This is a genomic window from Roseovarius sp. E0-M6 (genome assembly GCF_037083845.1).
In the GTDB taxonomy this organism is placed as follows: Bacteria; Pseudomonadota; Alphaproteobacteria; order Rhodobacterales; family Rhodobacteraceae; genus Roseovarius.
The window spans coordinates 69,148-81,310 of record NZ_JBAPLA010000005.1 but is presented as its reverse complement, the minus strand read 5'-3'; the positions used below and the strand labels follow the sequence as shown (position 1 = coordinate 81,310).

Genomic DNA, 12,163 nt, shown 5'->3' with positions numbered 1-12,163 from the left:
AAACTGCCTAAAATTTAGGCAGTTACTTAACCCATTGAAACCATGGGGTAGTTTTTTATTCCGCCGGCAAATGTTTGATAACATTAAGGTTTTTTAACAGCTTCATGACAAAACCCTCGTCAGTGCACAACTCAGATACGGTCAAACCTATTCTACGCCCTGTATATCCGGCGTCTGCCAGCCAAGATGCTGCCCGCCATCGACACAAAGAAGCTGTCCGGTGACCGCCTTCGCCTCCAGGAAATAGCGCAGGGCCCCTACGATATCTTCTTCGTTGGCACCACGCCTAAGGATTGTGCCCTCGCGCTGTTTGGCGAAATGCGCCTCGCTCTGCTTAGCCGCCTTGAGCGTGGGGCCCGGTCCGATCGCATTGACGCGGACATGCGGTGCCAATGCTTGCGCCGCGGTGCGGGTAAAGGCCCAGAGGCCCATCTTGGCGATCGTATATGACATGAATTCCGGCGTGAGCTTGCGCACCCGCTGATCTACCATGTTCACCACCAATCCGCGCGCCACAGGCTCGTCACGGTCATCCCTGCCCGCCGGTGGCATCGCGCCCGCCACCGCCTGCGTCAAAGCCACGGGCGCACGCAGGTTGCTTTCCAGATGCCTGTCCCAGCTTTCGCGCGTTGCACTTTTGATCGTGTCGTATTCAAAGATCGAGGCGTTGTTGATCAGCACCTCGACAGGGCCGCCCAGAAGGTCCATCGCCTGCGGAACAAGACCTTGAATCTGTGCCTCGTCGGTAAGATCGGCCTGAATCGTGGCGGCCTTCCGGCCCATGGCACGGATCGTATCGGCCACGTCGCCCGCCTCGGCCTTGGAGCCAGAATAATGAACCGCCACATCATAGCCACGCTCGGCCAGTTCCAGCGCCATCGCCCGACCAAGCCGGCGCGCGCCCCCGGTGACAAGTGCCCTGCCGCTCATATCAGCACCACATATATGTAAACCAAATAGCTCGCGCTCAGAAGAACACCCCAGACACGTCCGATATCATGCCGGAACATCACGAACGGGACCAAGATCAGCGACGCCGCGAGCATCACCCAAAGGTCAAAGCGCAGGAATTCCGGGGCGACCGGGATCGGGCCGATCAGCGCGGCAATCCCGATAATGGCCAACAGGTTGAACATGTTGGACCCGATGACATTGCCCAACGCCACATCAGCCTGCTTTCGGATCGCGGCCATCACCGTTGTCGCCAACTCGGGCAAAGACGTGCCCAGAGCCACCAGCGTGAGACCGATCACAGCGTCGCTCACCCCATAATTCGCCGCGATGATCGAGGCATTGCGCACCAAAAGATCCGCGCCCAACGGGAGCCCCACAAGGCCAAGCAGCAAAAAGACGATGATTTGCCACCAAGGCATGTCCGGGTCCACACCTTCGATCTCTTCTTCGAGATCGACCTGCCGCGCCTTGGCGCCATCGCGTGCCGCGCGCCGGTGTGATTTTGCATCACGGAACGCATCCACAAGCACATAGGTCAGAAGTGCCAGAAGCACCGCCGCAGCCCAGATGTCATAGGCCCCACGAAAGGCCAGCGCGATAAAGACGACCGTCGCCAGCATCATGAAGCCAAAGGTCTTGCGCGTGTTGCACTGACTTGTGTGAAGCACCGACAGAATCGCCGGCACACCCAGCACCAGAAGAATATTCGCCGTGTTCGATCCCACGACATTGCCCAGTGCAAGTCCCGGCTTGTCCCCCAGAACCGCGTTAACCGCGATCAGAAGCTCGGGTGCCGACGTGCCAAACGCCACGATGGTCAGGCTCACGATCAGCGCCGGAACGCCGACCCGCAAACTCAGGTTGACCGCCCCCTTGACGAGAGAGTCACCCGCCAGAAGCAGGATCAAAAGGCCCAACCCGGCATACAACCACACGATCATCCGCGCCCGCCCTTCCCACAGCGGCAAGGGCCCTTGCCTATCCGGTAGCGCCCGCAGCCCTTGCATTTCGCGGATTCAAGCCGCTTCTGTCCCGGAAACCGCAGCCGCCCGAACATGGCAAGCACGCCCATCCCGATCAGGAATAAGAAAACGATCTTGACGATCATTGGCGGATACCGAACCGCGCAAACTCCGCCCGGTCCTCAACCGCTCCCAGCGCGTCTTCGGCCATGCTCGCGCCGAAGCGCGACAGCAAACCCTTCTTGCGCCCATATCGCAAAAGCTTGACATCCTTGCCATAAAGCGCCCGAAGCTTTGGCTCCAGATGCGCCTGTCCATCCACCAGACCAAGGCTCACAGCGCGTTTTCCGATCCAGAACTCTCCGGTGAAAAGATCACGCTCCGACGTAAGCTTGTCGCCGCGTCGCTCCTTGACCTGTGCGATGAACCCTTCGTGCATCTGGTCCAGAAGATCCTCGAGCCGCGCCACATCCTCTTTCTTCTCGGGCTGGAACGGGTCAAGCATGCTCTTCGACTTGCCGGCGGTATAGACCCGCCGCTCGAACCCCTGCCGCGACAGGAAAATATGCGCGCCAAACCCTGCCGAAATAACGCCGATTGACCCAACGATCGAACCATAATCGACCCAGATGTCATCGGCAGCGGTGGCCAGCCAATATCCCCCCGAGGCCGCCACATCCTCGACGAACGCATGCACCGGGATGCCCTTCTCGTCCGCAAGTTGCCGGATTCGGGCGGCGATAAGCGCCGATTGCACGGGCGAGCCGCCGGGCGAGTTGATCACCAGCGCAACAGCGGCGGGTTTGCCCCGCTTGAACGCCTTTTCAAGGATCGGGCGCAACGCTTCATCGCTCAGCGCGGCGCGCGGTCCTGCGCCGATCGTGCCAGACAGCCGAACCACCGCAACGCGCGGGTGTTTGCTTGGCCAGGGCAGGCGCATTTTCAGGGAGGTCCAGAGCTTCATGACCGCTGATGTAGATGGCGCGGCCCCCCGAAACAAGAAGCGCCGCGCATCACGGCGCAGCTTTATGGCAAAAAAGTAACCGAGCGGGTGCGAAGCCTCGTCCAAATCCGCAAATACTTTGTTAACCATTCGTAAACCAGCCGCCCCTATCGTTAACCCTTCGCAATCTTCGAAAGGGGGCGCTGCGATGGTCACCCGCGCATATACCGTGGCCTTTCAGGGGGTCGACGCCCGCCCCGTCGAGGTGCAATGCGCGGTGACGCCCGGCCTCCCCGGCTTCTCGCTTGTCGGCCTGCCCGACAAGGCCGTCTCCGAGGCGCGCGACCGTGTGCGCGCCGCCCTGAGCGCGATGTCCATCGCACTCCCGTCCAAGCGGATCACGATCAACCTGAGCCCGGCGGACCTACCCAAGGAAGGCAGCCATTTCGACCTGCCAATCGCGCTCTCCCTGCTTGCCGCGCTCGAAATCATTCCCGGCGACGCGGTCGAGGAAACCACCTCACTGGGCGAGCTTTCGCTCGACGGATCACTCGTGCCGGTGATCGGGGCGCTGCCCGCCGCCATGGCCGCAGCCGAGGAAAACCGCACGCTTCTCTGTCCCCGCGCGTCAGGCGCCGAGGCCGCGTGGGTCGAGGCCGCGCGTGTGCTGGGCGCAGCCAGCCTCGGCGAGGTGGTGCGCCACTATACCGGCCAGTCCCCCCTGTCGCCCTCCGAACCCGGCGAGGTGACGAGCGATCCAACCGGCCGTTGCCTCCGCGACGTCAAGGGTCAGGAACGCGCCAAGCGTGCGCTCGAAATCGCGGCGGCGGGGCGACATCACCTGATGATGACCGGATCGCCCGGCTCGGGCAAATCCATGCTCGCCGCGCGTTTGCCCGGCATCCTGCCTCCGCTGGCCGCATCCGAGGCGCTGGAAACCTCGATGATCCACTCGCTTGCCGGCCTGCTCGACGAAGGGGGCATCAACCGCACCCGCCCGTTTCGCGAACCCCATCACACCGCGTCGATGGCGGCTATCGTGGGTGGCGGGCGGCGTGCAGGTCCGGGCGAAATCAGTCTCGCGCATAACGGCGTGCTTTTCATGGACGAATTTCCCGAATTTCCCCGCGCCGTGCTCGAAACCTTGCGCCAACCCATCGAAACCAGCGAGGTGGTGGTCGCCCGCGCCAATGCCCATGTCCGCTATCCATGCCGGTTCATGCTGGTGGCGGCGGCCAACCCGTGTAAATGCGGCTACCTGCCTGATCCCGCTCGCGCCTGCGCGCGCGTGCCCCACTGCGGCGAAGATTATCTGGGCCGCATCTCGGGCCCTCTGATGGACCGGTTCGACCTGCGCATCGAGGTGCCGCCGGTGGCCTTCGCCGATCTTGACCTGCCCGCCGGTGGCGACACCTCGGAAGAGGTTGCCGCACGGGTGGCCGCGGCACGGGCGGTGCAACAGGACCGCTTGGGCGACCGGCCCGGCATGCGCCTCAATGCCGATGCCGAAGGCGAGGCCCTCGAAGAGATCGCCACCCCCGATGCCGAGGGGCGCGACCTGCTTATCCGCGTGGCCGACCGGTTCGGTCTTTCGGCGCGCGGCTATCATCGGGTTCTGCGCGTGGCACGCACCATCGCCGATCTGGATGGCGCGGTCGAGGTGCGCCGCCCGCACGTGGCCGAGGCTGTGTCCTACCGGATCACCAATCTCAAAGAGACCTGATCCAGACCCCCAGATCACGCAAGGTGGCCCGCCCCTCGGGCAAGAGGTTATGAAACAGCGGCCAGACATGCGGCACGCCGCGCTCGACCCGATCATGAACCTCGACCCCCTCGCCGCGCAGGTGGCGTGCCATGCGCACCGCGTCATCACGCAGGATTTCCGTATCTCCCACCACGATCCAGACGGGGCACGCGCCCTTGAAGTCGGCATTGAGCGGCGTCGCGCGCGGATCTTCGGGATCATGGTCCGCCATGTACATTTCGACCATCTCGCGCGCCCGCGCTGCGGGAAGTACCACGTCGCTCTTGGCGTTCTCGACCAAACTCTCGCCCGAGAAGGTCATGTCGGCAAGCGGCGAGAAGGTAAAGACCCCCCTTGGCTGCGGCAAGCCCAGCCGCGTGATCTCGCCCAGAAGCGCGAGGGCCAGCCCGCCACCAGCACTGTCCCCGCCCAGCACGATCCCCTCTTCGTGCCATTCAAGCGCCCGATAGGCGGCAAGCGCATCGTCGAGAGCGGCGGGGAATGGCCGCTCGGGCGCCTTGGCATAATCGGGCAGCACGGTGCGCAACTTCGTCTCGCGGCTCAACCGCGCCAACATCGCCGCGTGTGTGCGCGGGCTTCCAAAGACATAGCCGCCACCATGAAAATAAAGGATGATCGGCCCATCGCCGGCCTCCTGCGCCTCGACATGCAAAACCGGCACCGTGCGCCCCTCATGCTCGAGCGCACCTTCGTCATAAACCGCCCCGCGCGGCCCATGAAAAAAGAACCGGCCCTTTTTCTCGAATGATCGGCGCAGCGTCTCGGGGTCCTCCGCGCGCGCCAGATGCGTCTTTTCGGTCAGGCGCAGCCAGAGATTCAGCAAAGGGCGCATCAGGCTCATGCGCGGCGCCTCTCAACAGCGTCCCAGATAAGGCCAGCCACATTGGTGCCGTCGAACCGCTCAAGCTCCTGAATGCCCGTGGGTGAGGTCACATTGATTTCGGTGAGATAGTCGCCGATCACGTCGATCCCCACGAAAACCTGTCCCTTTTCGCGCAGGAGCGGGCCGATCGCGGCACATATCTCATGATCCCGCGCACTCATCTCGATCTTTTCCGGCCGACCGCCCACATGCATGTTGGACCGTGTCTCGCCTTTGGCGGGCACGCGGTTGATCGCGCCCACCGGCTCGCCGTCGACAAGGATCACGCGCTTGTCGCCTTTGGCCACATCGGGCAGAAATTTCTGAACGATCAATGGCTCGCGGCTGAACCCGCTGAACATCTCGTGCAGCGATGTGAGGTTGCGATCACTCTCCACCAATAGAAACACCCCCGCCCCACCATTGCCGTAAAGCGGTTTGAGGATCACATCGCCATGGCGCTCCTTGAAGGCCCGCAGCGTGCCGAGATCACGAGCGATCGTGGTCGGCGGCATCAGGTCGGGAAAATCAAGAACAAGCAACTTCTCGGGGAAATTGCGCACCCAGAACGGGTCGTTCAACACCAGCGTGCCGGGCGCCAGCCGATCAAGAAGGTGGGTGGTGGTGATATAGAACATGTCAAAGGGTGGATCCTGCCTGAGCCAGACAACATCGTAATCGCCCAAATCCACACGCTGCTCTTCGCCCAGCGTGTAATGATCGCCTTTGACACGTTGAACCGTCACCGGCCAGCCCCGCGCCGTCACCCGCCCATCGTCATAGGCGAGCCGGTCCGGCGTGTAATAGAAAAGCTCGTATCCCCGCTCCTGCGCCTCGAGCATCAGGCGAAACGTGCTGTCGGCGTCGATGTCGATGGGGCCGATCGGGTCCATCTGAAAGGCGATTTTCATGGCTCATCCCTTGTTGCTCGCACCATTACTGCGTCAACACAGAGCCCGGTTCAATTCGGAAATCGGATCAGGTCACATTTGGCCAAAGGCGTTTTCCATGATTCCGATCCCGCCCAAGGCATCCATCGTGGCCAAGTCAAAGCGGATATCGGCAAGCTGACCCTCGGGCACATGCGCCAGATATTCCGAAGCCGCGTTGTATATCCGCGTCACCTGCGCAGGCCGCAAGCTGGCAATCGCGCGGTCATGTGTGCGCGATGTCTTCACCTCGACGAATACAACCACACCTTGGTCCCGAAAGATCAGATCGATCTCGCCCGATTGCCCGCGCCAGCGCTGCTCAAGGCAGACTGCGCCACGCGACAGATAATCCAGCATCACTTGCTCTTCCGCGGCGCTGCCGGCGAGGTAGGCGAGCAGCCCACGATCACGTTTCGACTGTGCCGCGCTGCCCGTAGCAGGGCGATCCCGCGTTACCCGCGCCGTAGAACAAGCAGTCCGTGCCTTCATACTCATCGCATCAGTCCTCCACCATCACCGTCAAATTTCGTCATCAGGCCTGTTCAGTCATTTCTTTGGGCATTCCCGATACTCTCGTGAAACACGCTCTCGTCATATCCCGGCTGTATAGGTCGTCGGGCCTCAATTCGTGCCAATCTACCACCGTTCCATCGCCGTTTCACACCATAAGCAGTTTATCGTTAACGCTTCGTCAAGCCGATCAAATCAGCGACACAAACCGTCCCCGGCTTAACGCCTTTCGCTCATGTCTCAGGTTAAGGGCGAAAACGTTTAGGTCCCGGCTGCCAGTTTAAGCGCAAGCTGATAGACCTGCCGCCGTTTCGCACCCGTTTGGCCCGCCACCGCATCCGCCGCATCGCGCACCGACATCTGCGCAAGCGCCTCTTTCACCAAGTCTTCTAAATCAGATTCCCTAATTTTTTCCGAATGGCCCTTACCTACCAGCACAACCACTTCGCCTTTCAGCGTGCGCGCCGCACAGCGTTCCGCCAATTCGTCGAGCGTGCCGCGCATCACCTCCTCGAACTTCTTGGTCAATTCCCGGCAGACCGCCGCATCGCGCCCACCGCCGAGCGTTTCGGAGGCATCGCAGAGCATCGTCGCGACCCGTTTGGGCGATTCGTAAAAAACCAGAGTCGCCTCCACATCCGAGAGCGCCCGAAGCGCGGTTTTTCGCTGAGACCGGGCGTTGGGCAGAAATCCGGCAAAGAGGAACTTGTCCGTCGGCAATCCGGCCAGTGTCAGAGCGGTGATCACGGCAGACGGGCCCGGCGCCGAGGTTACCGAATGCCCCGCGCCCTGCACCGAACGCACAAGATCAAAGCCCGGATCAGCGATCATCGGGGTCCCGGCCTCGGATGCGTAAACCACTGATTTTCCCGCCTCAAGAACATCAAGAATGCGCGTGCGGGTCTTCTCGCCGCTGTGATCGTGATAAGACCAGAGCGGCCTGTCCCCAAGCGCGATGCCGTGAATTTCCAACAGCCTGCGCAGGCTGCGCGTATCCTCGGCGACGAGCACGTCGCCCGACGTCAAAAGGTCAAGCGCGCGCAAGGTGATGTCGCGCGCCGTGCCGATAGGTGTCGCAACAAGGTAAAGCCCGGCGGGCATTCGCGTTGTGATGGGATTCATCTCTGGACCCGCCCGGTTCAAAGTTTATTATCGCCACTCGAAACGCGGCGGGAGAACCACGCCGCACCCCGAGGGAGTGAGATTTATCCATGTTTGCCGTTTTGTCCGATGCCCGCAAGGTGTTGAGCCGTCTTTTCATTTTCATGTCCATGATGTGGCATGCCGCCTGTGACGGTGTCGCGGTGCCCGGGGCTGGCGGCACCGGCAGTGGTCAGCAGATCGACCCCTCCACGCCGATTCCCGTGGCCCTTCTGGTGCCACATGGGTCGGCCAATTCCGGCGAGGCCGCGCTTGCCCGCGATCTCGAAAGCGCCGCGCGCCTCGCGGTGAGCGATCTGGATGGCGTTCGCATCGACCTGCGCGTCTACGGCACTGCAGGACAGGCCGCAAAGGCCCAGCAGGCCGCGCTCAACGCGGTCTCGGACGGCGCGCGCATCATCCTCGGGCCGCTGCACGCCGAATCCGCCAATGCGGTGGCCGTGGCCATGGCCCCTCGCGATGTCAACGTGTTGGCCTTTTCCAACAACGCGACCATCGCGGGCGGCAACCTGTTCGTGCTGGGCAATACCTTCGACAACACCGCCGACCGGATTCTCGGCTATGCACGGCGCAACGGCAAATCCAACGTTCTGATCGTCAGTTCCGACAATCTCGCAGGGCAGATCGGGCAGGAGGCGATTTCGCGCGCCGCTGCGGCCAACGGGATGACCGTTGCCGGGCGCGTGGGCTACAATTTCTCGCAAGAGGGCGTGGTGGCCGCCGTGCCGCGTGTGACATCGACCGCACGTCAGACCAATGCCGACACTCTGATGCTCACCTCGAACACCGCAGGGGCCCTGCCACTCTTCGCGCAGATGCTCCCCGAGAACGGGCTCACCCCCGAGGCGATCCAGTGGGCGGGACTTACCCGCTGGGACCAACCACCGCAAACCTTGGCGCTTCCGGGTCTGCAGGGCGGCTGGTTCACCCTTCCCGACACCAACCGCGCGACCCGGTTCCGCAACCGGTTCAAGGAGACCTACGGCAATGATCCCCATGCCATCGCCGGTCTGGCCTATGACGGCATCGCCGCCATCGGCGCATTGGCACGGTCGGGGCGGTCCGATGCGCTCACCCGTGGCTCGCTCACTCAGACGGCGGGGTTTCAGGGCACGGGGGGCGCATTCCGCCTGCTGCCGGACGGCACCAATCAGCGCGCGCTGGCGATAGCAACCATCCGTGACCAGCAGGTGGTCGTTCTCGATCCGGCTCCGCGCAGCTTCGGCAGCGGTGGCTTCTGATCCGCTCCGCGCGCACGACACTCCACGTAGCGGAGGGGCGCCGCCGATGAAAGACGCGGCCCCCCTTCCGGACGATCTTATCTGCGATGCCCGGTCGATCTTCGACCAAGAGGCGGTCTGCGCCACCATAGACACCGCCGCCGAGACGTCCTCAGATGCCCGCGAACTGCGCAACGCGGTGGTGGCCTGCCTCATGACGGCGCGCAAGAATGGGCGCGCGGCCATCGCCGACGCGCTTGCCGACACGCCCCTCGCGGCGCACGCCGCAACACGCTCCTACAGCTGGCTCACCGATCAGATCGTGCTCGCGACGTTCCGCGCCGCGACGCACCACCTGCACCCGCGCCCTAACCCGACCGAGGCCGAACATATCGCCGTGCTGGCCGTGGGCGGCTATGGACGCGGCGAAATGGCACCCGAATCCGATGTCGACCTGCTGTTTCTGACACCTTACAAGATCACCGGCTGGGCCGAGAGCGTCATCGAATCGATGCTTTACATCCTCTGGGATCTGCGTCTCAAGGTAGGCCACGCAAGCCGCACCATCCGTGATTGCCTGCGCCTCGGACGCGAGGATTTCACCATCCGCACCGCGCTTCTCGAACACCGCTACATCACTGGCGATGCGCGGCTTGCGGCCAATCTCGACCATCGTCTCTGGCGCGATCTGTTTCGCGGCACCGCACGCGAATTCATCGAAGCCAAGCTCGAGGAACGCGACGAGCGGCACGAGAAACAGGGCGGTCAGCGCTACATGGTCGAACCCAACGTCAAGGAGAGCAAGGGAGGGCTGCGCGACCTGCAATCGCTCTTCTGGATCGCCAAATATCTGCACCGCGTCGATCACGTGTCCGAACTCGTTGACCACGGGATGTTCACCGAAGAGGAATTCGACCTCTTCGCCAAGGCCGAGAATTTCCTCTGGGCGGTCCGTTGTCAGCTTCATCTCGCGACGAAACGGCCCAACGATCAACTAAGCTTCGACCTTCAGGTCGAGATCGCGTCGCGCATGGGGTTCGAGGACACCGCCGGCCGGCGCGGGGTCGAGCATTTCATGCAGGCCTATTTCCGCCATGCCAACGCGGTGGGTGAACTGACGCGCATCTTCCTGACCAAGCTTGAGGCGATGCACGTCAAGGCCGAGCCGCTCCTGCAACGTCTCCTGCGCCGCAAACGCAAGCTCAAACCCGGCTACGAAGAGGTCCACGGGCGTCTGGCGATCACCGACGAAGAGGTGTTCCTGTCGGACCGTATCAACCTTTTGCGCCTCTTCGAAGAGGCCCTGCGCACCGGCCTGCTCATTCATCCCGACGCGATGCGGCTTGTGACCGCCAATATCGACCTGATCGACACTGAAATGCGCGCCACGCCCGAGGCCCGCAAGCTTTTCCTCGGTCTTCTGCTCAAGCATGGCAATCCCGAGCGCGCCCTCAGGCGGATGAACGAACTGGGCGTATTGTCGGCCTTCATCCCCGAGTTTGAGCCCATCGTGGCGATGATGCAGTTCAACATGTATCACCACTACACGGTGGACGAGCATACGATCCAATGCATCAGTTATCTTGCCCGGATCGAACGCGGCGAACTTGTGGAAGAGTTGCCCATCGCCTCCTCGATCCTCGACGAGGGCATCAACCGCCGGGTGCTCTATGTCGCGCTTCTGCTGCACGATATCGGCAAGGGCCGCCCCGAAGATCACTCGATCCTCGGGGCCCGGATCGCGCGCAAGGTCGCGACGCGCCTCGGCCTCAAGCCCAAGGAGGTGGACACCGTCGAATGGCTGGTGCGCTATCACCTTCTGATGTCCGACATGGCCCAGAAACGCGACATCGCCGACCCGCGCACCGTGCGCGATTTCGCCAAGCTTGTGCAGACGCGGGAACGGCTCGACCTGCTTTGCGTGCTCACGGTCTGCGATATCAATGGCGTCGGTCCCGGCACGTGGAACAACTGGAAAGCCTCGCTCATCCGCGCGCTCTATCGTCAGACGCGCCGCGCGATGGAAGGCGGGCTAGAAGACCTCAACCGCGAACAGCGCGGTTCCGAGGCCAAGCGCAATCTGCGTGCCGCACTCGTCGATTGGGATAAATCCGCGCTCAAGCTCGAGACGGCGCGCCATTATCCCCCTTACTGGCAGGGGCTGCATGTGACCGCGCATGTGATCTTTGCCACCCTGCTGCGCAATCTCGAAGAGAACGGCATCGGCATCGACCTTGCCATCGACGAAGACCGCGATGCCACCCGCGCCTGTTTCGCGCTGGCTGACCATCCCGGTATCTTCTCACGGCTTGCCGGGGCTCTCGCGCTTGTCGGGGCGAATGTCGTCGACGCGCGCACCTACACCACCAAGGACGGCTTTGCCACGGCGGCCTTCTGGGTACAGGATGCCGACGGCCACCCGTTCGAAGCCGCCCGCCTGCCGCGCCTGCGCGACATGATCCACAAGACACTCAAGGGCGAGATCATCCCGCGCGACGCCATCGTCTCGCGCTTTCCGGTGCGCAAACGCGATCGCGCCTTCCGGGTGCCAACCCATGTCACGTTCGACAATGACGGGTCCGAAATCTACACCATCATCGAGGTCGACACCCGCGACCGCCCGGGACTCCTCTATGATCTGACCCGCGCTCTTGCGGATGCCAACGTCTATATCAACTCGGCGGTGATCGCGACTTACGGCGAACAGGTGGTCGATACCTTTTACGTCAAGGACATGTTCGGCCTGAAATTCCATTCCGACGCCAAACAGCGCGCGCTCGAACGCCGGATACGCGCCGCGATCGAGGCCGGGGCCGAACGCGCGGAAAAATAGACAGACAAACGCCGCGCAGCG

10 protein-coding genes are annotated in these 12,163 nt (G+C 62.6%); 3 read left to right on the top strand and 7 right to left on the bottom strand.

Translation table 11 applies throughout. The features are described from left to right. Positions 1-147: 147 nt before the first annotated feature. The 3 genes from V8359_RS13365 to V8359_RS13355 form a co-directional block, all read right to left on the bottom strand. Positions 148-930 (bottom strand): SDR family oxidoreductase, encoded by a 783-nt coding sequence (locus V8359_RS13365; RefSeq protein ID WP_336429472.1) that lies wholly within the window; start codon positions 928-930, stop codon positions 148-150. Beyond that, positions 927-1,895, bottom strand: a complete 969-nt coding sequence (locus tag V8359_RS13360; RefSeq protein WP_336429471.1) for a calcium/sodium antiporter — start codon at positions 1,893-1,895, stop codon at positions 927-929. The genes V8359_RS13365 and V8359_RS13360 overlap by 4 nt, the downstream gene beginning before the upstream one ends. Positions 1,896-2,058: 163 nt before the next feature. Beyond that, positions 2,059-2,862, bottom strand: a complete 804-nt coding sequence (locus V8359_RS13355) for a S49 family peptidase (RefSeq protein ID WP_442970381.1) — start codon at positions 2,860-2,862, stop codon at positions 2,059-2,061. A 205-nt stretch (positions 2,863-3,067) separates the two neighbouring features. On the opposite strand from V8359_RS13355, the gene V8359_RS13350 reads away from it, so the two are divergent. Beyond that, entirely contained in the window at positions 3,068-4,582 is a 1,515-nt protein-coding gene (locus tag V8359_RS13350) for a YifB family Mg chelatase-like AAA ATPase (RefSeq protein ID WP_336429469.1), read from the top strand. On the opposite strand, the gene V8359_RS13345 is transcribed toward V8359_RS13350, so the two are convergent. The 4 genes from V8359_RS13345 to rsmI form a co-directional block, all read right to left on the bottom strand. Next, a complete protein-coding gene (locus tag V8359_RS13345; protein WP_336429468.1) occupies positions 4,569-5,465 on the bottom strand; it encodes an alpha/beta hydrolase in 897 nt (298 codons plus the stop codon). The two genes, V8359_RS13350 and V8359_RS13345, sit on opposite strands and share 14 nt — an antisense overlap. Beyond that, on the bottom strand, positions 5,462-6,397 hold the full coding sequence (gene gshB / locus V8359_RS13340) for a glutathione synthase (RefSeq protein WP_336429467.1): 936 nt from the start codon (positions 6,395-6,397) through the stop codon (positions 5,462-5,464). The genes V8359_RS13345 and gshB overlap by 4 nt, the downstream gene beginning before the upstream one ends. A 72-nt stretch (positions 6,398-6,469) precedes the next feature. Beyond that, positions 6,470-6,913 carry a YraN family protein gene (locus tag V8359_RS13335; protein ID WP_336429466.1) on the bottom strand — a complete coding sequence of 148 codons (444 nt, stop codon included), beginning with the start codon at positions 6,911-6,913 and terminating at the stop codon, positions 6,470-6,472. A 276-nt stretch (positions 6,914-7,189) separates the two neighbouring features. Further along, a complete protein-coding gene (gene rsmI, locus V8359_RS13330) occupies positions 7,190-8,050 on the bottom strand; it encodes a 16S rRNA (cytidine(1402)-2'-O)-methyltransferase (RefSeq protein WP_336429464.1) in 861 nt (286 codons plus the stop codon). A gap of 89 nt (positions 8,051-8,139) precedes the next feature. Between rsmI and V8359_RS13325 the strand changes: the two genes are divergently transcribed. Together V8359_RS13325 and V8359_RS13320 are read left to right on the top strand one after the other, a co-directional pair. After that, positions 8,140-9,330 carry a penicillin-binding protein activator gene (locus V8359_RS13325; RefSeq protein WP_336429463.1) on the top strand — a complete coding sequence of 397 codons (1,191 nt, stop codon included), beginning with the start codon at positions 8,140-8,142 and terminating at the stop codon, positions 9,328-9,330. A gap of 46 nt (positions 9,331-9,376) precedes the next feature. Then, the gene (locus V8359_RS13320) at positions 9,377-12,142 is read left to right on the top strand and encodes a [protein-PII] uridylyltransferase (protein ID WP_336429462.1); all 2,766 of its coding nucleotides are present in this window, start codon (positions 9,377-9,379) and stop codon (positions 12,140-12,142) included. Positions 12,143-12,163: the final 21 nt, after the last annotated feature.

What these genes read in the sequence shown, in the direction of transcription:
- V8359_RS13335 (WP_336429466.1), bottom strand. Translation starts at nt 6,913, where the DNA reads ATGAGTATGAAGGCACGGACTGCTTGTTCTACGGCGCGGGTAACGCGG.
- V8359_RS13360 (WP_336429471.1), bottom strand. Translation starts at nt 1,895, where the DNA reads ATGATCGTGTGGTTGTATGCCGGGTTGGGCCTTTTGATCCTGCTTCTG.
- V8359_RS13350 (WP_336429469.1), top strand. Translation starts at nt 3,068, where the DNA reads ATGGTCACCCGCGCATATACCGTGGCCTTTCAGGGGGTCGACGCCCGC.
- gshB (WP_336429467.1), bottom strand. Translation starts at nt 6,397, where the DNA reads ATGAAAATCGCCTTTCAGATGGACCCGATCGGCCCCATCGACATCGAC.
- V8359_RS13325 (WP_336429463.1), top strand. Translation starts at nt 8,140, where the DNA reads ATGTTTGCCGTTTTGTCCGATGCCCGCAAGGTGTTGAGCCGTCTTTTC.
- rsmI (WP_336429464.1), bottom strand. Translation starts at nt 8,050, where the DNA reads ATGAATCCCATCACAACGCGAATGCCCGCCGGGCTTTACCTTGTTGCG.
- V8359_RS13365 (WP_336429472.1), bottom strand. Translation starts at nt 930, where the DNA reads ATGAGCGGCAGGGCACTTGTCACCGGGGGCGCGCGCCGGCTTGGTCGG.
- V8359_RS13320 (WP_336429462.1), top strand. Translation starts at nt 9,377, where the DNA reads ATGAAAGACGCGGCCCCCCTTCCGGACGATCTTATCTGCGATGCCCGG.
- V8359_RS13345 (WP_336429468.1), bottom strand. Translation starts at nt 5,465, where the DNA reads ATGAGCCTGATGCGCCCTTTGCTGAATCTCTGGCTGCGCCTGACCGAA.